Origin of the sequence: Nocardia sp. NPDC087230 (genome assembly GCF_044744725.1) — a bacterium.
In the GTDB taxonomy this organism is placed as follows: Bacteria; Actinomycetota; Actinomycetes; order Mycobacteriales; family Mycobacteriaceae; genus Nocardia; species Nocardia canadensis.
In genome coordinates, this window is sequence record NZ_JBIUYV010000003.1 from 473,740 (window position 1) to 494,742 (window position 21,003).

The 21,003-nt window shown below is 70.5% G+C and carries 19 protein-coding genes; 2 read left to right on the forward strand and 17 right to left on the reverse strand.

Going from position 1 to position 21,003, the window contains the following annotated elements:
* Window positions 1–63: 63 nt before the first annotated feature.
* Both ACIO52_RS14330 and ACIO52_RS14335 read right to left on the reverse strand, forming a co-directional pair.
* Window positions 64–684, reverse strand: a complete 621-nt coding sequence (locus ACIO52_RS14330; protein ID WP_402644112.1) for a DUF305 domain-containing protein — start codon at window positions 682–684, stop codon at window positions 64–66.
* Window positions 681–2,255: an LVIVD repeat-containing protein gene (locus ACIO52_RS14335; RefSeq protein ID WP_402644115.1), complete on the reverse strand. Its 1,575-nt coding sequence runs from the start codon at window positions 2,253–2,255 to the stop codon at window positions 681–683. Before ACIO52_RS14335 ends, ACIO52_RS14330 begins: the two co-directional genes overlap by 4 nt.
* Before the next feature lie 223 nt (window positions 2,256–2,478).
* Between ACIO52_RS14335 and ACIO52_RS14340 the strand changes: the two genes are divergently transcribed.
* Window positions 2,479–4,191 (forward strand): BCCT family transporter, encoded by a 1,713-nt coding sequence (locus ACIO52_RS14340; protein WP_218716525.1) that lies wholly within the window; start codon window positions 2,479–2,481, stop codon window positions 4,189–4,191.
* Here the strand turns inward: ACIO52_RS14340 and ACIO52_RS14345 are convergent.
* The 13 genes from ACIO52_RS14345 to ACIO52_RS14405 form a co-directional block, all read right to left on the reverse strand.
* Window positions 4,188–5,120 carry a 3-methyladenine DNA glycosylase gene (locus tag ACIO52_RS14345; protein WP_402644442.1) on the reverse strand — a complete coding sequence of 311 codons (933 nt, stop codon included), beginning with the start codon at window positions 5,118–5,120 and terminating at the stop codon, window positions 4,188–4,190. The genes ACIO52_RS14340 and ACIO52_RS14345 overlap by 4 nt on opposite strands.
* A 109-nt stretch (window positions 5,121–5,229) precedes the next feature.
* Window positions 5,230–5,754, reverse strand: a complete 525-nt coding sequence (locus ACIO52_RS14350; protein ID WP_402644118.1) for an SRPBCC family protein — start codon at window positions 5,752–5,754, stop codon at window positions 5,230–5,232.
* Entirely contained in the window at window positions 5,751–6,116 is a 366-nt protein-coding gene (locus ACIO52_RS14355; protein ID WP_218716527.1) for a helix-turn-helix transcriptional regulator, read from the reverse strand. The genes ACIO52_RS14350 and ACIO52_RS14355 overlap by 4 nt, the downstream gene beginning before the upstream one ends.
* Window positions 6,117–6,261: 145 nt before the next feature.
* Window positions 6,262–7,326: a hemolysin family protein gene (locus ACIO52_RS14360; RefSeq protein ID WP_218716528.1), complete on the reverse strand. Its 1,065-nt coding sequence runs from the start codon at window positions 7,324–7,326 to the stop codon at window positions 6,262–6,264.
* Window positions 7,319–8,674, reverse strand: a complete 1,356-nt coding sequence (locus ACIO52_RS14365) for a hemolysin family protein (RefSeq protein ID WP_316575268.1) — start codon at window positions 8,672–8,674, stop codon at window positions 7,319–7,321. Before ACIO52_RS14365 ends, ACIO52_RS14360 begins: the two co-directional genes overlap by 8 nt.
* A 302-nt stretch (window positions 8,675–8,976) precedes the next feature.
* Window positions 8,977–10,413, reverse strand: coding sequence for a GuaB1 family IMP dehydrogenase-related protein (locus tag ACIO52_RS14370; RefSeq protein ID WP_316575267.1), 1,437 nt, complete (start codon window positions 10,411–10,413; stop codon window positions 8,977–8,979).
* A gap of 42 nt (window positions 10,414–10,455) precedes the next feature.
* The gene (locus tag ACIO52_RS14375) at window positions 10,456–11,328 is read right to left on the reverse strand and encodes a DMT family transporter (RefSeq protein WP_342801742.1); all 873 of its coding nucleotides are present in this window, start codon (window positions 11,326–11,328) and stop codon (window positions 10,456–10,458) included.
* A gap of 218 nt (window positions 11,329–11,546) precedes the next feature.
* On the reverse strand, window positions 11,547–13,022 hold the full coding sequence (locus ACIO52_RS14380; protein ID WP_402644124.1) for a DEAD/DEAH box helicase: 1,476 nt from the start codon (window positions 13,020–13,022) through the stop codon (window positions 11,547–11,549).
* A gap of 254 nt (window positions 13,023–13,276) precedes the next feature.
* Window positions 13,277–14,215: a M56 family metallopeptidase gene (locus ACIO52_RS14385; RefSeq protein ID WP_218715956.1), complete on the reverse strand. Its 939-nt coding sequence runs from the start codon at window positions 14,213–14,215 to the stop codon at window positions 13,277–13,279.
* Between the two features lie 64 nt (window positions 14,216–14,279).
* Complete coding sequence (locus tag ACIO52_RS14390) at window positions 14,280–14,660, reverse strand: BlaI/MecI/CopY family transcriptional regulator (protein ID WP_019047691.1); 381 nt, start codon at window positions 14,658–14,660, stop codon at window positions 14,280–14,282.
* A 71-nt stretch (window positions 14,661–14,731) separates the two neighbouring features.
* Window positions 14,732–15,556 carry an ABC transporter ATP-binding protein gene (locus ACIO52_RS14395; RefSeq protein WP_342802229.1) on the reverse strand — a complete coding sequence of 275 codons (825 nt, stop codon included), beginning with the start codon at window positions 15,554–15,556 and terminating at the stop codon, window positions 14,732–14,734.
* Entirely contained in the window at window positions 15,553–16,671 is a 1,119-nt protein-coding gene (locus ACIO52_RS14400) for a FecCD family ABC transporter permease (protein ID WP_402644129.1), read from the reverse strand. Before ACIO52_RS14400 ends, ACIO52_RS14395 begins: the two co-directional genes overlap by 4 nt.
* A complete protein-coding gene (locus ACIO52_RS14405; RefSeq protein ID WP_402644132.1) occupies window positions 16,668–17,714 on the reverse strand; it encodes a FecCD family ABC transporter permease in 1,047 nt (348 codons plus the stop codon). Before ACIO52_RS14405 ends, ACIO52_RS14400 begins: the two co-directional genes overlap by 4 nt.
* A gap of 111 nt (window positions 17,715–17,825) precedes the next feature.
* Between ACIO52_RS14405 and ACIO52_RS14410 the strand changes: the two genes are divergently transcribed.
* Window positions 17,826–18,533 carry a hypothetical protein gene (locus ACIO52_RS14410; protein ID WP_218715952.1) on the forward strand — a complete coding sequence of 236 codons (708 nt, stop codon included), beginning with the start codon at window positions 17,826–17,828 and terminating at the stop codon, window positions 18,531–18,533.
* Here ACIO52_RS14410 and ACIO52_RS14415 read toward each other — a convergent pair.
* Complete coding sequence (locus tag ACIO52_RS14415; protein ID WP_402644136.1) at window positions 18,530–19,951, reverse strand: wax ester/triacylglycerol synthase domain-containing protein; 1,422 nt, start codon at window positions 19,949–19,951, stop codon at window positions 18,530–18,532. The genes ACIO52_RS14410 and ACIO52_RS14415 overlap by 4 nt on opposite strands.
* Complete coding sequence (locus ACIO52_RS14420) at window positions 19,948–20,985, reverse strand: alpha/beta hydrolase (RefSeq protein WP_402644139.1); 1,038 nt, start codon at window positions 20,983–20,985, stop codon at window positions 19,948–19,950. Before ACIO52_RS14420 ends, ACIO52_RS14415 begins: the two co-directional genes overlap by 4 nt.
* Between the last annotated feature and the right edge of the window lie 18 nt (window positions 20,986–21,003).

A 21,003-nucleotide genomic window follows, 5' to 3' on the forward strand; every position in this document is an offset into this window, starting at 1 on the left:
TGCCCCCCGGAGCCCGATCCCCGATCGCATCGTAGCGACCCGCCGGGTGGAGCGCCGGGTCGTTCAGGGACGCACGCCCCGGGCGTCCAGGAGCATGCCGAGGTAGCCGAGTTCCTGGCTCTGGGCCTGGGCCATGGCGCGGGCGGCCTGTTTCACCGGCCCGGACGTGAGCAGGGCGTCGGCGGCCCTGGCCATGGTGATCCCGCCCGAGTGGTGGCGGTACATCAGTTGCAGGAACAGGGTTTCGGCGTCGGCGCCGCGCGCGGCCGACAGCGCGTCGAGGTCGGCGGGGGTGGCCATGCCCGGCATCGCCGTCGTCGAATCATGGTGGTGCCCTGGGGAGGTCGCCATCCACGTCATCGGCTGTGCCGACGTCGGAGCCGCGCCCGCGAGCTGGGTCCAGCCGAGCAGGGTGCCGATCTCCACCCGCTGGACGGCGGCGATCTGGTCGGCCATCTTGCGCACGGCCGGATCGGCGGCGGGATCGAGACGTTCGGTGAGGATCAGCGCCTGCTGGTGGTGGGCGGTCATGTCCTGCACGAAGCCCAGCTCGACCGCGTCGAGTACCGGTGCGGGCGTGGCGGTCTCGGTGATCAGCAACGGCCGCAGCGCCGCGCCGAGCACCATCAGGAACACCGCGGCCGCCCCCAGGGCCGCGACCCGCATCGCGCGCCCCACCCTCACGACCCCACGGTCGACTGCTGATCCGCCGGCGGCGAATACACGTCGTTGTCGAGTTGCAGCACCATGAACCCGTTGTCGGAACAGGTGACATAGAGCTGGTCGCCTCGCCACTCCGGCGGCGAGAAACACCAATCGCTCGACATGTCGCCGAACGCGATGTCGCCCGCCCGCGAAGTCAGCACCTGGGCGGGATCGAACAGCCCCTCGGCCATCGCCCGCAGGGCCGCGGGCGCGCTCATCACCGGAACGCCGATGATCGAGGCCAGCGCGTGCGGTGAGTTCCACACCTCCAGGTTGCGGCCGGTCCGCGCGGGCGGGTTGAAGTACGCGATCTCGCGGATCGCCCCCGGATCGCGCACGTCGAACACCCTGATCCCCGACGAGATCCATCCGCACGCGAGCGCTGTCGGATCGTCGGGGCGATCCGCCGCGCAGTAGTGCGATTCGTAGGAGAACGCCGAACCGCCCATCGACGACCCGACATTGGCATCGATGTTGGCCGGCAGATTGATCTCCAGCTTGATCTTCGCCGTGATCCGCGGATCACCGTCGACCGAGACATCGATGAGCTTCACCCCGCCGGAACCGCCTTCGTCGACGGTGAAGACGTGCGGCACACCGTCGTAGGTCACCGGCACGCTGTGCTGGGTGGCCCACCCGTCGGTCCAGAACGTCCGGCCCAGGTGGGGCACCTGCGGATTCGGGTCGCGCCGCTGCACCGCGCTCACATCGAGCACGGTGAAACCGCCGAGCGCGGAGATGTAGAGCCGGTTGCCGTCCGGGCTCACGCCGAGGCCGTGCGCCTCGATTCCGGTCAGTCCCTGCCAGATCACGCGGGGGTGGGCGGGGTCGGTGAGATCGATCGCGCTCAGGAAGCCGGGCGCGATCCCGGAGGCCCAGTAGGTGCGGCCGTCGGGGGAGAAGCCGCCCTCGTGCGTCGTGATCGGCAGCGGCATCAGCAGATTCGAGCCGGTGCCCGGATTGAGCAGTCGCGGGTGCGCGCAGTCGGAGATGTCGTAGACCGACAGATAGCCCGCGCCGATCCCGACCGGGACCCCGGTGCCGACCAGCAGCTTGCGAGTGGTGTTGACCTTCAACGTCTCCCAGGTCCCGGCCAGCATGGCGGGCTCGGCCAGCGTCGCGGTGCGACGCGGGTTCGCCGGATCGGACACGTCGAGCACCTGCACGCCCTGCTGCTCGCTGAGCATGTTGCCGGGGAAGAACGTGCCGACATAGGCGCAGTGCTCGAAGCTGGTGGAGGTGATGCCCGCCCCGCGCCCCTGGTAGTTGCCGACCATCGACATATTGCAGCGGTAGCCCTGCGTGCTGCGGCCACTGTCTCGGTCAGCGGCGGGCACGTCGCCCTGCATTCCCGTCTCGGGAAGCGAACCCGGTCCACAGTCGGCCCGCGGCACCGATGTTCGTCCGACATCCAGGAATTCCTGCACGGCACCGGTGAGATCCGCGAACGGATCCGCCGCCGATCCCGCCGGCACCCCCATCGCCACCAGCACCGCGACCGCGGCCGAAGCCGTGAATCGCAGGACCGTCCGTCCCGACCGTGCGCGCATCGTTGCCTCCCGATCATGCCCTGCGCCCAAACTGACTCAGACAGCAGTCGCTGCTTTGGATGGTAAGTCGGGCGGCCCCTCGGCGCGGGCGATTTCGCCGAACGGCCGCTCGACCGGCGGGTCGGGGTCCCCCACCCCGGTGGGGGAACGCTGTACGGTTGCCTGCGTTACGACTGCGCGTCTGTCAGGGCCGTCTTCCGCGACCGGAAAGGACTCGGATTCCATGTCGAACGATGTCGTAGGCAGGTCCGGAGCCGCGGACGCGGACGGTGGCCGGGTTGCCGGTCGATCGCCGGGCAAGCCCCGGATCGATCTGTTCGTCTTCTGCGCCACCGCGATCGGCGCACTCGCCTTCGTCGCCTGGGGTGTCCTCGACGACGAGAGTCTGGCCTCGGCGGCGGGCACCGCGCAGAAATGGGTCATCACCAACACCGGCTGGTTGTTCGTCCTGGTCGCCACGGCGTTCGTCGTGTTCGTGATCTGGCTGGCCGTCAGCCGCTACGGCCGGATCCCGCTCGGCGCCGACGACGAGAAGCCCGAATTCCGCACCGTCTCCTGGATCGCGATGATGTTCAGCGCGGGCATGGGCATCGGCCTGATGTTCTGGGGTGTGGCGGAACCGTTGTCACACTTCGTGACTCCGCCGCCGCACACCGCCGAACCCGGCACGCCAGCGGCCGCCGAGGTCGCCATGGCCACCACGCTGTTCCACTGGACACTGCACCCGTGGGCGATCTACGCGGTGGCGGGCCTGGCCATCGCCTACGGCACCTTCCGCAAGGGCCGCTCGCAGTTGATCTCCGCGGTGTTCCGGCCACTGCTGGGCAGGCACGCCGACGGGATCGGCGGGCGCGCCATCGACATGATGGCGATCTTCGCGACCCTGTTCGGCTCGGCGGCCTCGCTCGGTCTCGGTGCCCTGCAGATCGGCGCGGGCATGGAGTTCAACGGGTGGATCGACGGCATCGGCAAGATCGGCCTGGTCGCCATCATCTCGGGCCTGACCGTCGCGTTCGTGCTGTCGGCGGTCTCGGGTGTCGAGCGCGGCATCCAGTGGCTGTCGAATATCAATATGGTGCTGGCGCTGGCGATCGCGGCGTTCGTCTTCGTCGCCGGGCCGACCCTGTTCGTCTTGAACATGGTGCCGACCTCGATCGGCGACTACGTGGAGATGCTGCCGACGATGGCCTCCCGCACCGGCGCCGGCGACGAGGCGATGCAAGGGTGGCTGTCGAGCTGGACGATCTTCTATTGGGCCTGGTGGATCTCGTGGACCCCGTTCGTCGGCATGTTCATCGCCCGGATCAGCCGCGGCCGCACCATCCGCCAGTTCGTCACCGGCGTGCTGCTGGTGCCCAGCGTGGTCAGCCTGCTGTGGTTCGCGATCTTCGGTGGTGCGGGCATCGCCGAACAGGCCGAGCACGGCGACCTCACCGAGCCCGACGGCACGGTCGACTCGGACTTCGCGCTGTTCCACCTGCTGGACCAGTACCCGATCACCTCGATCACCACGGTGGTCGTGATGATCCTGGTCGGCATCTTCTTCGTCTCCGGCGCCGACGCGGCCTCGATCGTGATGGGCACCCTGTCCGAACGCGGCAGCATCGAACCCTCCCGCCCGATCGTCATCTTCTGGGGCGCAGCCACCGGCGCCGTCGCCGCGATCATGCTGGTCATCGCCGACTCCGACGACCTGGGCGGCGCCCTCACCGGCCTGCAAGCCCTCACCACCGTGGTCTCCCTGCCGTTCCTGGTGGTGATGGCCGCGATGTGTGTCTCCCTCTACAAGGACCTCCGCGAGGACCCCCTGATCCTGCGCGCCGACCGCGGCATCGAACTCGTCGAGGTCGCCGTCGACAAGGGCACCGAACAACACGAGGGCGACTTCGCCCTGGTCACCGAACCCACCGAGGACGCCGACGAGAAGCCGAGCTAGACCGTTCGCTCGATCCGCGCCTGCGCCGAGGTGAGCTCGGCGCAGGCGCGGCGCAGGCGGTCCCGCAGGATATCGGCGCTCTCGGCCACCGCGGCCTGGGCCCGCACGTAGTCGGCGCGGCCGCCGGGTGTTTCGATGCGGACCGGCTCGTAGCCGAATTCGCGCAGATCGTACGGGCTGGCGCGCATGTCGAGTTCGCGTGCGGTGCAGGCGAGTTCGAAGCAGTCCAGCAGCAGGTCCGACGGGATCAGGGGAGCGAGCTTGAAGCTCCACTTGTAGAGGTCCATGTTGGCGTGCAGGCAGCCGGGTTGTTCCCGCAGGATCTGGTCGGCGCGGGTGAGGGGCTCGGCGTTGCGGCCGACGGCGTCGGGGGTGAAGAAGCGGAAGGCGTCGAAGTGGGTGCAGCGCAGCGACATCGACTCGACGACCGCGTCGGTACCGGCGTGGCCCAGGCGCAGGGGGACCTGCTGGTGGCGGACGTCGTCGGTGCGGTAGACCATCGCCCACTCGTGCAGGCCGAAGCAGGACAGGTGGGTGGGACGCTGGGCGGTCGCGCTCAGCAGCCGTTCGACGAAGGCGATCGTGTCGCGCCGTTTCGCCAGGTAGGCCGGGTCGGCGGTATACACGTCGGCGTCGACCCGGTGGTAGCCGCGAGCGCCCGCGTACTCGCGCGCGTCGCTCAGGGCGATGCCGAACCCGGGATGCCAGCGTCGCAACTGCGCGGGCTTGTGGCCGTAGTAGGTGAACAGGAAGTCGATCACCGGATGGGTGGTGCCCGCCGCCCGGCGTTCGAGGTAGGGCCCGACCAGCTCGTCGAGCCGCTCCCGATGCGCCCGCGCGCGGGCCTGCCACTCGACCGCGGGCAGCACCCGCGGGCCGAGAGCATGGTCCAGGTCGTCATGCGCGCTCACCGGGACATTCTCCCGCATCGGTTCGACGCGGCGGAGCCACCCCGAACTCACGCCGGTGACGGGACTGTTCGCTGGTGACGTCGGCGACGGCCTGCTTGCCCGGAGGGGAGCGGGCACCAAGAGGGGATCAGTCGGTCGCGCCGAATTCCTTGCGGTAGTGCTCGGACAGGGCCGGGAAGTAGTCGTCGAAACGGACGGTGGCCGGGTCCTGGTCGGTTTCGGCGGCGACCAGGCGATCGAGGTAGTAGTCCCAGCCGGGGCCGACGCCCTCGGCCATGGTGGGGTCGGGCACGTTCTGGGCGAAGACGAGGGTGGTGATGCCCGCTTCTTCGGAGAGATCGAGACGGAGCTGCCAGTGCTCGGGGTTGTCCCCGTCGTAGGGCATGGCGGTGGTGATCCGCAGCCGGTGCGGGGCATCGCACTCGTCGATGTGGAAGCGTTCGGCGGGCATCTCGTCCTCGAACAGCATCTGGAACTTCACCTCGCCGGTGGCCGGGTCGCCGGTCCAGGTGCCGAGCCAGCGCGCGAGCCGGTGTGGCTCGGTGACGGCGGCCCAGACGTCCTCGATCGGGGCGCGGAAGGTGCGCGTCCATTCGCAATAGGTGCCGTCGGCGAGATCGCGGCGATGTCCGGTCGCGGTGGGGATGGTCATGCTGTCTGCTCCTTGTCGGTGGCGGTGCCGGTGGTGGCCCGGCGTTCCCGGGTGGTGCGGCGGACCTCGAGGTCGAGACCGTCGAGCGCGTGCTCCGGAATCAGTGGCCTGATCAGGGGCAGCTGCTCCAGGTAGGCCCGCAGCGGGGCCAGGCCCTCGGGGGCGAGGCGATAGTGCCGTTCGCGGCCCTGTGGTTCGGCCTCGACGAGCCCCGCCTCGGTGAGCAGGCGCAGGTGCTTGCTGATCGCGGGCCTGCTGATGGGGTATTCGGCGGCGAGATCGACGACCCGGGCCGGTGCCCCGGCGAGCCGCACGAGCAGGTCGCGACGTACCGGATCGGCGAGCGCCTCGAACACATCCATCCTCTATTGGTAACTCATCTGTTACCAATTAGTCAAGGGCGCGAGTCACGCAGCGCACGAGAAACGGCCCGACCGATGTGGTCGGGCCGTTCCCGAGATGCCTGTTACCGCGTGTCGACGAGCGCGAGATCCGGTGTCACGGAACTCATTCGGCGAGCCGGTGGGTGCCGTCGCGCACGGTGCCGACGAACTCCTCGATCAGATCCTCCAGCGCGACCACGCCGACCGTGTTGCCCCGGCTGTCCACCACCCGCCCCAGGTGACTGTTGGTCCGGCGCAGCCGCGCCAGCGCCTCGTAGAGCGTGGTGCCGGAGCTGACCGTCGGCAGCGGGCGGATGTCGGTGCGCGGGATCTGCGTCTCCGGTCCGGCGGTGTCGTCGGCGACCTTGTCGAGGACATCCTTGACGTGCAGATAGCCGACCAGCGACCCGTCGGCCGCGCGCACCGGATAGCGCGAGAACCCGGTCTCGCCGACCGCGGCCTCGATGTCGCCGAGCGTGGTGCCGTTGCCGCGCAACGGCACCGAGCGCGCCTGCGCCAGCGGCACCATCACATCGCCGACGATCCGCTCCGAGGTGCCCAGCGCCTGCGTCAGCCTGCGGTGTTCCTCCTCGTCGAGCAGCCCCTCCGAGCGGGACTCACCGATCATCTCGGCCAGCTCCACCGTGGAGACCGTCGCGTCGAGCTCGTCCTTCGGTTCCACCCGCAGCATCCGCAGCGAGAGGTTGGCGAGGTAGTTGTACAGCGCGATGAGCGGGCGCGCGATCCGCAACCACATCAGGTGGATCGGCACCAGCAGCAGCGCCGAGCGTTCCGGCCCGGCCAGCGCGATGTTCTTCGGCACCATCTCGCCCAGCAGGATGTGCAGGATCACCACCAGCGTCAGCGCGAGGGTGAACGAAACCGGGTGCAGCAGCTGATCGGGCAAGCCCAGCAGCTCGAACGGGCGCTCGAGCAGATGCGCCACCGCGGGTTCACCGACCCGGCCCAGCAGGATCGAGCAGATGGTGATGCCGAGCTGAGCCGCCGCCAGCATGATCGACAGGTTCTCACCCGCCTCGATGACCGTCTTCGCGTTCTTCTTGCCTTGCGCGACAAGAGCCTCGAGCCGGTCGCGCCGCGCCGAGATCAGCGCGAACTCGGCGGCGACGAAGAAGGCGTTGCCCGCCAGCAGCACGACGGTCAGCACGATGCCGAACAGATCACCCATGGTTGTGCTCCCGTGCCGCGAGGTTCGCCGCGTCGACCGGGATCAACCGCACCCGATCGATGCGCCGGCCGTCCATCCGTTCCACCCGGGCGATCCAGCCGCCGCCGGAACCGCGGGATTCGGGCAGCACCACCTCGTCGCCGGTGGCCGGGATCCGGCCGAGCTGAGTCAGCACGAGGCCGCCCAGCGTCTCGTATTCGCCTTCCGGCGCTTCGTATCCGGTCGCGCGCGACACCTCGTCGATGCGCAGCAGACCCGAGCAGTCCCAGCCGTCGGAGACCCGGCGGACATCGCGCTCCTCCTCGTCGTGCTCGTCGCGCACGTCGCCGAGGATCTCCTCGATCAGGTCCTCCATGGTCACCATGCCGGCGGTGCCGCCGTACTCGTCGACGACCAGCGCGACCTGCATGCCATCGGCGCGCACGCGCTCCATCACGGCGTCGCCGTCGAGACTGGCCGGCACGATCGGGACCGCGACGGCCAGCTTGCTCAGCGGGATCTGCTTGCGCAGATGCGCCGGATGGGTGAACGCCTGCTTGACGTGCACGACGCCCAGCGTATTGTCCAGGTCGCCGTCGATGACCGGGAACCGGGAGTATCCGGTGCGGGCGGAGGCGGCGATGAGGTCGGCGATGGTGTCGTCGCGATCGAGCGATTCGACCTTCACCCGCGGCGTCATCAGGTCTTCGGCGCTGCGCTCACCGAATTCCAGCGAGCGGTCCATCACCTGCGCGGTGCGCTGGTCCATCGCTCCGCGCAGCGCCGAGGTGCGGACCAGCGAACCCAGCTCCTGCGGCGAGCGGGCCGACCGCAGTTCCTCGGCGGGCTCGATGCCCAGCCTGCGCACGATCCAGTTGGCGGCGCCGTTGAGGAACCGGATCAACCATTTGAACATGGCCGAGAACCCGATCATCGGGCCCGCCGTGAGCCGGGCCGTGGCCATCGGCTTGGCGATGGCGATGTTCTTCGGCACGAGCTCGCCGTAGATCATCGACAGCGAGGTCGCCAGGACCAGCGCCACCACCAGGGCGACGCCGTGCGCGGCGCTCGGGCTCAGACCGGCCGCGTCCAGCAGCGGGTCCAGCAGCCGGGCCAGCACGGGCTCGGCGATGAAGCCGGTGATCAGGGTGGTGATGGTGATGCCGAGCTGCGCACCGGAGAGCTGGAACGACAGGGTGTGGTGGGCCTGCTTGACCAGCCGGGAGCGGACGTCACCTTCGCGGGCCGCGGCCTCGACGGTGCTGCGTTCGAGTGCGGTGAGCGAGAACTCGGCGGCGACGAAGAGCGCCGTGCCGAGGGTGAGTGCGACGAAGCCGAGAAGGCTGAGCACGGTCACAACGATGGACATCCTCAGCACCACCCGGGTGATGCCGTGGGGAGATCGGAGGATCGAACGGACGCTGCGGAAAGGAGGACGCCGGGTTGGTCACCCGGCTCCGTAGAGGAACCCTCCTGTGTGGCGCCCTTGGACGCGGGTGACAACTGGATCCTTTCGAGTGGGGAAGAAAGCACTGCCGAGATCGGCAACTCCATAGTAATCGGTCCCCACCGATGATGTGTCAGCGGCGCGGGTGGGCCGACCGGTGGACCGGCGGAAACGACAGCGGCCGATCGGCACCGGCGTGCCGATCGGCCGTGGTCGGTCGGTCGTCACCAGCCGCTGGGCAGCGGGCGGCCCTCCGCGAATCCGGCCGCGGACTGCACGCCGAGCACGGCGCGTTCGTGGAACTCCGGCAGCGAGCGGGCGCCGGCGTAGGTGCAGGAGCTGCGCACGCCCGAGCAGATGTGGTCGATGAGGTCCTCGACACCGGGGCGCTCGGGGTCCAGGCGCATGCGCGAGCTGGAGATGCCCTCCTCGAACAGCGCCTTGCGGGCCCGGTCGAAGCCGCTGTCGGCGGCGGTGCGGGCGGCCACGGCCCGCTTGGAGGCCATGCCGAAGCTCTCCTTGTAGGCATTGCCGTCGCGGTCGACACGCAGGTCGCCGGGGGATTCGTAGGTGCCGGCGAACCAGGAGCCGATCATCACGTTCGACGCGCCCGCCGCCAGCGCCAGCGCGACATCGCGCGGGTGCCGTACGCCGCCGTCGGCCCACACGTGCACGCCGAGTTCCTTGGCCGCCGCGGCGCATTCGGCCACCGCGGAGAACTGCGGGCGGCCCACGCCGGTCATCATGCGGGTGGTGCACATGGCGCCGGGGCCGACCCCGACCTTGATGATCGTGGCGCCCGCCGCGGCCAGATCGCGGGTGCCCTCGGCGGAGACCACATTGCCCGCGGCCAGCGGCACGCCGAGGCCGAGATCGGCCACGGCGCGCAGCGATTCGAGCATCTTGGCCTGGTGGCCGTGCGCGGTGTCGATGACGAGCACGTCCGCGCCCGCCTCGGCCAGCGCCTTCGCCTTGGCCGCCACGTCACCGTTGATGCCGACCGCGGCGGCGACCCGCAGCTTGCCGTTCGCGTCGATCGCGGGGGTGTAGATGCCGGCCCGGATCGCGCCGGTGCGGGTCATCACCCCGGCCAGCGTGCCGTCGGTGTGGGTGAGTACGGCGAGCTGGGCGTGCGCCTCGGCGAGGCGGTCGAAGATCTCGCGCGGGGATTCGTCGACGGGGGCCTGGACGAAATCGGTGAAGGCGACCTCGCGCAGTCGCGCGAACCGGTCGACGTCCGCGCAGGCGGCCTCGGTGACCACGCCGACCGGCTTACCGTCCTCGACGATCACGACCGCGCCGTGCGCGCGCTTGTGCATCAGCGCCACCGCGTCGGACACCGAGTGGTCGGGGTCGAGGGTGACGGGGGTGTCGGCGGTGAGCGAGCGGCTCTTGACGAACGCGATGGTGTCGGCGGCCGCCGGGATCGGCAGATCCTGGGGCAGGACGACGAGGCCACCGCGCCGGGCGACGGTCTCGGCCATCCGCTTGCCCGCGACGGCCGTCATGTTCGCGACCACGAGGGGGATGGTGGTGCCGGACCCGTCGACGCTGGCCAGGTCCACATCGAACCGGGACGCGACATCGGTCCGGTTCGGGACGAGGAAGAGGTCGTCGTAGGTCAGGTCGTACGGCGGCTGGGGTCCCGGAAGAAATCGCACTTGTTCGATGATAGCCGGGTGAGGTCCGCCGTGGGCGGCACCTCAGTGCGCGGTGTCGGCGGCTTCCGGCAGCGGCGCCGCCTGCGTCCGGCACAGCACGACGGTGGCCCCGCACATCACGACGACGCAGGTCACGACCGCCACCAGGCCGAGATCGTCGGTGCGCAGCTGCTCGTTCAGGGCGGTGAGGCCGAGGAAGGCGGCGGCCAGCGGTTCGGCCACCGCCGCGGCCGGCAGGGAGGCCGACAGTGGTCCGGCTTGGTAGGCCCGCTGCTGGAGGTAGAAGCCGAGCAGACCGGCCCCGACCAGCGCCCAGGTCTGCCAGCCGGTGATCACGCTGCCGGGCCCGTCGCCGAACAGGGTGACCACGCGATCGGTGAGGGCGGCGGCCAGGCCGAACAGCGCGCCACCGGCGAGTCCGAGGCACAGCGCCCGCTCGGACGGATTGCGCAGCAGCACCCCCGCCAGCGTCGCGATCGCGACGACGCTCAGCAGAATCGCCAAGGGCACCAGCCACTCTCGCAGCGGCGCGGTCTGCTCGCCCGCGGTCGGATCGCCGATGACGAGGAACAGGACGAGGGCGGTGACGAGCACCAGCGCCGTCGCGGCGGCCCGGCCGGTGATCCGCTGATGGTTCAACCGCGCGGACAGCGGCAACGCGAAGACCAGGGAGCTCACCAGGATGGGCTGGACGACCAATACCGCGCCGAAGGCCAGCGCGAGCACCTGCATGCCGTACCCGCCGGCATCGCCGACGATCGCGGCCCACCACCGCTTGTTCCGCAGCAGCGAACGCACCAGCGACGCGTCGCCGGGGACCGCGGCGGCCGCGCGCTGCTGCGCCACCGACGCCACCGCGAACAGCATCGCGGCGACGACGGCGCACACGATCGCGGCGATCGAACGGTTCGTCACCAGGTCAGTGTGGCAGCCGGACCACGACGTCGGCGGGAGGCGCCCGGCCGCTTCGAGGGGCCGAGCCGGCCGACGGTGTGGACGCGGGCGGCGCCCGCGATGCGACGACGATGCGAACACGTCGTCGGCGCCGGATCACGACGTCGGCGACGGCACCGATCCGACGCGCCCCGAACAGCAGCGTGGCCGAACCGTAATCGGTTCGGCCACGCGATGATTCAGTTTGCCGAGCGGTTGCGGCGGGCCGCCGGAGCGGCCGGACGCGCGGCTCGACGACGCGAATTCGTCGGCGTGTCGCCGCTGCGGGCGTGTCCGCCGGTGCCCGCGGGCTTGCGGCTGCGGGACTCGCCGGTCGGACGTTCCCGGCGCGGCGCGCCGCCGGTGCGGCTGTGGCCCTGCGCGGCCTCGCTCGCCGGTGCGCCACCGGAGCGGGGGCGTCGCGTGCGTCCACCGGTCGCCGACCTCGGTGCGGTGGCCTGCGCCGGCGCGGCCGGGGCGGCCAGCGCGATGCCGCTGGGCTTGCGCGCGCCGGTGATCTCCACCAGCTTGCGGTCGCCGGGGCGGACGTCGACGCCGTCGGTCTGCACGCCTGCCTTGCGGGTCATCGCGGCGACGTCCTTGCGCTCCTCGTCGGTGACGAGGGTGACCACGACACCGTCCTCACCGGCGCGCGCGGTGCGCCCGGCGCGGTGCAGGTAGGCCTTGTGCTCGGCGGGCGGGTCGAAGTGCACGACCAGCGAGACGCCGTCGATGTGGATGCCGCGCGCGGCGACATCGGTGGTCACCAGCACCGGCACCGAGCCGTCGGCGAAGGCCGCCAGCGTACGGGTGCGGTTGTTCTGCGCCTTGCCGCCGTGCAGCGAGCCCGCCGCGACACCGGCGCCGCGCAGCTGCTTGGCCAGCCGGTCGGCGCCGTGCTTGGTGCGCACGAACATGATGGTCAAGCCCTCGCGGGCGGCGATCTCGGTGGCGACCGAACGCTTGACGTTCTTGTCGCGTACGTAGAGCAGGTGGTGCGACATGGTGGTCACCGACGCCTCCGGCGGCGCGGTGGAGTGGGTGACCGGCTGGTGCATGTAGCGCTTGACCAGCTTGTCGACGTCACCGTCGAGGGTGGCCGAGAACAGCAGGCGCTGACCGTCTTTCGGCGTGCGGTCGAGCAAGCGGGTCACCTGGGGCAGGAAGCCCATGTCGGCCATGTGGTCGGCCTCGTCGAGCGCGGTGATCATCACGTCGGACAGATCGGCGGCGCGCTGCTTGATCAGGTCGTCGAGCCGTCCGGGGGTGGCGATGAGCAGGTCGACGCCGCGCGCGAGCCGGTCGGCCTGGCGCTTGATCGGCGCACCGCCGACGACGGAGGCCACGCGCAGGCCGAGCGAGAGCGCGGCCTCGTCGAGCGCGCGTTCGATCTGGGTCGCGAGTTCCCGGGTGGGCACCAGGACCAGGCCGCGCGGGCGGCCCGGCTTGGCGGACGCGCCGGTGAGCCGGGTCAGCATCGGCAGGCCGAAGGCGAGGGTCTTGCCCGAGCCGGTCGGGCCGCGGCCGAGCACGTCACGCCCGGCGAGCGCGTCGCCGATGGTGGCGGCCTGGATGGGGAAGGGCTTCTCGATGCCCGCGTTGCGCAGGGTCTGCACCAGTGCGACGGGCAGACCGAGGTCGGCGAAGGAGGCGTCGGGACGCGGAGAGGAAGACAAAATGGCCTTTCGTTGGGCTGCGCATCGCGCTGGAAGATGACCGGCGCCGATGACCCGGATACGCCGACGGCGTGCACGGGGTGCGGCCCAGCAGGAAGGACCGATCTCCCAGGATAGGCGGGATCGGCGGCGCGTGGGTAAACACGCTGGTCAGGTGACTGTTTGTAGCGAGGATTGTGCGGGTTGGTCCGGCGGCGGCGCGACGCGTCGATCGGGTCCTCGTCAGGCCGGACGCGCGGCGACGAATCGCCAGGTCAGCCCCGGAAGAGGCGGTTGAGCTCCTGTAGCCACGGCACCGCGACCGCGAGGGTCGGCACGACCAGGATGGCCGCCGAACCGAGGTAGGCGACGGTGGCGACTCTCACGTCGCCGGTGCGGCCGGCGAGCCGCTGGATGCGGATCAGCGTGCTCGGTCCGCCCGCGGCGAGCGCGCCCTGCGGTGCGGTCGACTTCGCGCAGGCGACCAGCGCGCGGGCCAGCGGCTTGGGGCCGGTCACCTTGACGGCGGAGTCGTCGGCGAGCAGTTCGATCAGCAGTTTCACCGAGCCGAGCGCGGCCTTGCTGCGGACCACCCGGGGGAACGCCTCGTGCACGGCGGTGAACGCCTCGAGCACGAGGTCGTGACGGGCCCGCAGATGGGAGCGCTCGTGGCTGACGATCGCGGTGACCTCGGCATCGTCGAGGCTGGTCAGCGTGCCTTCGCTGAGCACCACCCGCTGCCGCAGCCCGGGCAGGCAGTAGGCGATGGGTTCGGTCGCGGCGAGCACGCGGATATCGGCGGCGCGGCGGACCGGCCCGCTCTGATCCAGCAGATCGACCAGCATGCGATGCCGGGACCTGCGGCGACGGGTGTGCACGCCGACGCGCACGATGGAGAAGATGAGCCGGGCGCCGATCATCAGGGTCAGCGCGAAGACCAGCACGTAGATCGTCCACAGCGGCAGACCGAGGGCGTCGATCTCCTGGGTGGGGGAGGTGGTCGGCCTACCGTCGGGGCCGGGGACGAGCAGCAGGCTGGCGATGGCCAGCCCGGAGCCGAAGGCGCTGAGCACGGCGGCCAGCGCGATGGCCTGCCACAACACCAGGGCCGCGCGCGGGGACCGATGCACCCAGGTCGCGCGGCTGAGCAGCGCTGGTACCGGCCCTGCGAGAAGCAAGGCGAGACCGGCGAAGACTGCCGCGGTTGCGTTCATCGACTCTGCTCACTGCGTTGTGGGACCAGGGGCGCTCACGTCGTTGTGAGAGCCGCCAGGGAGTCTAGCTGCTCTTCTCGTCGGATTCGAGCTTGGCGAGTGCCTCCCGGAGGGCATCGGCCTCGTCCTTGCCCACCTGTTCCACGAAGTGCACCAGTGCCGCGGCACGGCTGCCCGCCGCGTCGGCCTGCTGCAATGCGTCGACCATCAGGCTCGCGACGAGTTCGTCGCGGCTGTGTACCGGTGCGTATCTGTGGGCACGATCATCGCGCCGCTGCACCACCAGATCCTTCTTCGCCAGCCGCTGCAGCACGGTCATCACTGTCGTGTACGCGAGCTCGCGCCGTGCGGCCAGTGCTTCGTGGACCTGCCGCACCGTCTGCGGTTCGTCGGCCGACCACAACTGGTCCATGACCGCTTTTTCGAGTTCGCCGAGTCCTGCCATCCCACAATTTTACGGACTCAACGACAAAGATGCGTACTACAGATTGTCGTAACGGGGGGTTTGCTGGTGTGTCATTCGTCATACCCGTCCGCGCCGTGCACGTGCCGGGTGCCGATCGGGACGATCATCGGCCGCCCCGAGACCGGATCGGTGAGCACGGTCGCGTCGAGTCCGAACACCTCGGCCAGCAGCTCGGCGGTGACGACGTCGGCGGGCTTCCCCCGCGCCACGATGCGCCCGGCCGACATCACCACGAGCTCGTCGCTGTAGCGGATGGCGAGGTTGAGATCGTGCAGCACCATCACCACCGTGCGCCCGAACTCGGCGTGCAGCCGGTCGACGAGGTCGAGCACTTCGAGCGAGTGCGCGAGGTCGAGGTAGGTGGTCGGTTCGTCGAGCAGCAGGATGTCGGTGCCCTGGGCCAGGGCCATCGAGATCCAGGCGCGCTGGCGCTGGCCGCCGGAGAGCTCGTCGAGGGTGCGCTCGGCGAGGTCGGCGATGCCGGTCTGGGCCAGCGCGGCGGCGACCTCGGTCTCGTCGTCGGCCGACCACTGCCGCAGCCAGGACTGGTGCGGGTGCCTGCCACGGGCGACCAGATCCGCGACCGTGAGTCCCTCCGGGGCCACCGGGGTCTGCGGCAGCATGCCGATCACCCGGGCGACGTCCTTGGTCTTCATCGACGAGATGGCCTTGCCGTCGAGCACCACCTGTCCCTCGCGCGGGCGCAGCAGCCTGCCAAGCGACTTGAGCAGCGTCGACTTGCCGCAGCCGTTGGGGCCGATGACGGTGGTGACCACGCCGGGGGCGATGTCGAGGCTGAGCTCGTCGACGATCACCCGCTCGCCGTAGCCGAGGGAGACGCTGTCGGCGGCGAGGCGATGGGCGGGGCTGGTCATGAGAGCGTGGCCTTCCGATTCATGCGGACGAGCAGGTAGAGCAGGAACGGCCCGCCGAGCGCGGCGGTCACGATGCCGACGGGCAGCTCGACGGGAAGCAGTGTGCGCGAGATGATATCGGCCGCCGCGACCAGCCCGGCGCCGGTCAGCGCGGAGGCCAGCAGTGGTTCCCCCGGCGTGCGCAGCGCCATCCTGGCGATCTGCGGCGCCGCGAGCGCCACGAAACCGACCGGCCCGACGGCCGCCGTGGCCACCGACGCCGCCACCACCGCGGCGCCGATGAGCAGCGCCTGCTGGGCCTGGATGCGCACGCCGAGCACCCGGGTCGACTCCTCGCCGAGGCGCAGCGCGGCCAGCGTGCGCGCCGAGACCAGCGCGACGACGGTCACCAGGGCCAATGCGACCACGGCGGGCGCGACCCTGGCCATGTCCGCGGCGTTGAGCGACCCGGTGAGCCAGAGCTGGGCCCTGGCGGCATCGGTGAGGCTGGCCCGGGTGAGCAGCCAGCTGATCACCGACAGGAGTACCGCGTTGACGCCGATGCCGATGAGGACCAGGCGGAATCCGGTGACCCCGCGTTCCCCGGCCCGGCCGCGGCCCCAGGCGAGCAGATAGATCACGACCGCCGTCAGCAGCCCGCCGGTGAGCGCGGCCAGCGGCGCGCCGAGCGTGGCGATCAGCCCCGTGGTCGCGCCGCCGCTGCCGACCAGCACCGCGACGGCGCCGACACTGGCGCCGGTGGTGATCCCGAGGACATCGGGTCCGGCCAGGGGGTTGTGCAGGATCGACTGCATCAGCGCGCCGGACAGGCCGAGTGCCGCGCCGACCACCACGGCCGTCAGCGCCCGCGGCAGCCGCGACTCGATGATGATGAACCGCTGCGACCGGGTGCCACCGCCGCCGAGCACATCGAGGACCCGGCGCAGCGGGATGTGGGTCTCGCCGACGGCGATGTCCAGGCAGAACAGCGCGAAGACCAGCGCCGCGAGCGCCAGCACGGCCCCGAACAGCACCGGTCGCCACACCAGCGACACCGGCCCGATCCGCAGCGCGGGGCGCACCTTGCGCAGGGCGGCGCCCGCGTCGGTGGGCTTGTCCGTCTCGAGTGTGCTCACAGCGTCACCAACTTCTTGCGGCGCACCAGCGCGATGAAGAACGGCGCGCCGATCGCCGCCAGCATCACGCCGACCTGGAGTTCGCCCGGCCGGGCGACCACCCGGCCCGCGATGTCGGCGACCAGCAGCAACAGTCCACCGATGAGTCCCGAGTAGGGGATCAGCCAGCGATTGTCGGGGCCGGTGATCGTGCGCGCGATATGCGGCACCACCAGGCCGAGGAAGGCGATCGGCCCGATGGCCGCGGTGGCCGCGCCGCTGAGCAGCACCACCGCGAACAGCCCGAACGCGCGCGCCCGGCCGACATCGACGCCGAGCCCGCGGGCGACGTCGTCGCCGAGGCTGAGCAGGTTCAGGCTGGGCGCCGCGGCGACCGCCATCGCCATGCCGACCACGAGGAACGGCAGCACCTGCCAGAACACCCCGCCCTCGCGTCCGTTCACCGTGCCGACGACCCAGAACCGGTAGGTGTCGAGCGCGGCGTTGTCGAGCACGACCACGGCGTTGGTCATCGCCTGGAGGAACGCGGTGACCGCCGCTCCGGCGAGCACCAGGCTCAGCGGACTCGCCTTGCCGCCACCGATCGAGGACACCCCGAACACGACCACCCCCGCGATCGCCGACCCGGCGAAGGCGAACCAGATGTACTGGCTCGGCGCGGTGAAGCCGAACAGGTAGATGCTGAGCGCGGCCAGGAAGCCCGCGCCCGCATTCAGTCCCAACAAACCGGCATCAGCGAGCGGATTGCGGGTATACCCCTGGATGAGCGCGCCCGCGATGCCCAGTGCCATCCCGGCGACCAGGGCCAACGCGGTGCGCGGCAGACGCAGCTCACGCACGATTTCCTCGGCGGTGGAGCGGGCCGGGCATCGGAACGGGCCGCCGTCGCAGCCGAGAGCGTGTGTGACGGCGTTGAACACCGTGGCCGGTGCGAGCGAGCGGGTACCGATGGCGATGCTCGCCACCACCGCGACGGTGAGCAGGACAACGAGCAGAAGAAGGCCGGTCAGACGACGACGTCTGACGGTGCCAGGGTGGATCACGGCGACGTACTTCTCCTGACTCGAATCCGGACACGACTTGTGAAGTCTGGTAAGCCTAACCTATGTTCCGAGACATCATCGTCACGGGAACCCACTGTTCGAGGAGGTTCGATGCCCGAGCCCGTCACCACCGTCACGTCCCGCAGCACCGCCGCGTTCGATCGCGCGTGCGCCCGGTTGCAATCGCTGCAACCCGAACATCCGCGGGTCTATGCCGTGGCGGCGATGGCCGGTCAGGGTAAACGCCGCTGGTGGCACGTGCCGAACGGCCTGTCCGAGGGCCGCGTCGAACTCATGTACCGCAGGCACGCCGCCGAGATGATCAACGACGACATCGCCGCCGAGGTGGTGGCGACCGCCCTCATCCACGCCGTCGCGGGCCGGGTGACGGCCCTGTTCGTGATGGCCGGCCGTGCCTGGGACCCCGGCCGCGACAACCTCTGGATCCACCACGACAACGACGGCGGCATCGACTGGGCGGGCTTGTCCGACACCACGATTCGCGTCGTCGACGGTGACCCCGAGGTCGACGAGCGCGACACCGTCGCCCTGCCCTGCGAGGCGGCGATGGCGGTCTGGCTGGCCCAGCGGTGCGCGTCCTCGCTGATCCCGCTGCAATCGGTGCTCACCCGCTGCTCGGGCCTGCCCGCGCGCCGGTTCTGGTCGCTGGTCGGCGAATCCGTCATCGGCGCGGCGACCTACGTGCCCGACCTGGCTCGCACCGACGCCACCGCGGGTGCCCGGCGCGGCCAGCTGCTGCTCGGCGCGCTCGAGGATCGGGGCCTGCCGGTGCGCCGGACCAGCTGCCTGCAACGCTAGGGATCGGTCGACGCGCGCAGCGCGGCGGCGAGTTCTCGGAAGGACCGCAGCAGCAGCTCGCCGTAGTGCTCCGGGTCCGGCATCATCGCGGGATTCGTGGTCACCGCGATGACGATCTCGTCACCCTGCGAGGTGATCAGGTGCCGCAGGCCGTCACCGTCGAGGATCGGCAGCGAGCCGACGACCCGGCGGATCGGGCGGTCGCAGAAGACCAGGGTGTCGGTCACCGGCGGCACGTTGCTGATGGTGGTGTTGCACAGCGGTACCGTCGCCGCGTCGTCGAAACGTCGTTGCGCCCTGGCCCATCCGGCGGCGCGCAGCAGCAGGGCGGGCGCGGTCTCCACCCGGCGGTCCCCACGCCGCACCACCGGATCGGCGGTGCGCTGTTTGGCCAGGTCCGCCGATCGCTTGAGCGCGGTCAGCCGGGCGAGGGGGTCGGTGCGGTCGGTGTGCAGGTCGACGATCATCTGACTGAGCTGATTCGCCGAATCCCAGTCGGCGACACCGCGCATCGACATCGGCACCATCGCGGCGAGCGAGCCCTCGGGCGTCTCGTCGTGCTCGGCCAGATAGGCGGCCAGCGCGCCGGCGATCGTCGTCAGCATCAGGTCGTTGATCGTCACCCGCTGCGGCGCGGCGGTCTTCGCGGCAAGCACCTCCGGCAGCGGAATCGGGAACAGGTGAAAGGTGAGCTCCGCGTGGATGTCCCGGTTGAACCGGGTCGCCGGACGCTCGGCCACCGGCTCGTGCACGGCGCCCGCCTCGACCAGCGCGCGCAGTTCGTCCCGCGCCGCGCGGGCCCGCCGCAGTCCGCCGACGAACTGCGCGGGCCGCAGCGGGAGCGCGGCGGTCGTCCGGAGCGCCCGCACCAGCGGACGCGGTTCGTCGAGCCGGATCGCGGGCGCCGGGGCGGTACCGAACAGCCGCTGCTCGAGCGCGCGGGTGGCGACGCCGTCGCCGACGCTGTGATGGAACGCGAGCACCACGATCGTGGTCGGGCCCGGCATCGCCGGGACACCCTCGATGCGATCGAGCACGTGGATCTGCCAGGGCGGCCGCGTCAGGTCCATTCTCGTGGCGGTGATCTCGGCGATCCGGGCGCGCGCGTCGTCCCAGGTTCCGGCCCCCGGCCGCGTCAGGGTGACGTGCTCGCGCACCGACAGGGACGGATCGGGCACCCAGTACGGCAGATCCAGATCCATCGGCACGCGCTGGAGCCGTCGGTGGAACAGCGCCGCGTGCCCGATACCCGCCCGCGCCCAGTCCAGCACCTCGCCGAGGGTCAACGGTTCCCGGTCCGACGCGTCGGCGAAGTACACCCCGACGACGTTGGACAGGTGGCGGTCGGTCTCGTCGTAGACGAACACCGCGTCGCGCGGGCGCAGCTGCTCGGTGCCGACGCGCAGTTCGGCGCTCACAGGCCGAGTGCCGTCGCCATCATCGGCCACGACTCGTGCAGATCGTCTTCCCAATAGCCCCACGAATGGGTGCCGGTCGGCCGGAGGTTGTAGGTGATATTCGTGCGGCCGAGTTCGCGGGTGCGCTGAGCCAGATTGGCCGTGCAATACATCGTCGCCGCCTCGATACCGCCACCGACGATCATCTGATTCGTCAGAATGGAGGTCGGATTCTTTCCATTGATATGGACGCGCGGATTGTCGAGAGTATCGTGAATTCCGGGCAAACCCGTGCCGGCGGAAATGTACATCGGGATATTCGGCAAGCGGTGGGCCTGGACGAAGGGGTCGTGTTCGCGCCAGGCGGCGTCGGTGACCGGACCCCACATGTTCTCGACGTCGCCGCCGCCCATACGCACCACCGTCGAGACGAAGGCCCGCCCGATCGGGTCGCTGGTCATCGCGCAGCCGCTGTAGGCCGACACGCTGCGGTATAGATCGGGGGCCTGGATCGCGAGGTCGAGGACCGAGGTGCCCGCCATCGAGATGCCCGCCAGCGAGTTGACGCCGTTCGTCCCGAAGGCGGCGTCGACGACCGGCGGCAGTTCCTGGGTCAGGAAGGTCGTCCACATGTTGCGGCCGTTGTTCTCGAGGTTCTTGCCGAGCTTCTCGTCGGGGCGCAGCCAATCGGTGTAGTAGCTGAACGCGCCTTCCATCGGGATGACGACATTGACGTGTTTGTCGGCGAAGAACCCGCCCGCATCGGTCTGCCCCGGCCAGTTGGCCGAGTCCTCGCCGCCGCCCGCGCCGTTGAGCAGGTACAACGTCGGCGCCGGGGTCGAGGCATCGACCGGTCGCAGGACGCGCACCGCGATCGTGCGATCCATGGCGGGGGAGTAGACGCTGATGTCGGCGACCTGGCCGGATTCGGTCCGGCTGACCAGCCGGGCGCCGGGGGTGGCTCCGGCCTGCGCGGTGTCGACGAACACGGGCGTCGCGGCGGCAGCCACGACGCAGGCGGCCGCTACGAGCGCGCGGAGCATGTCGATCTTCATGGTGATGCGAGCCTGCTG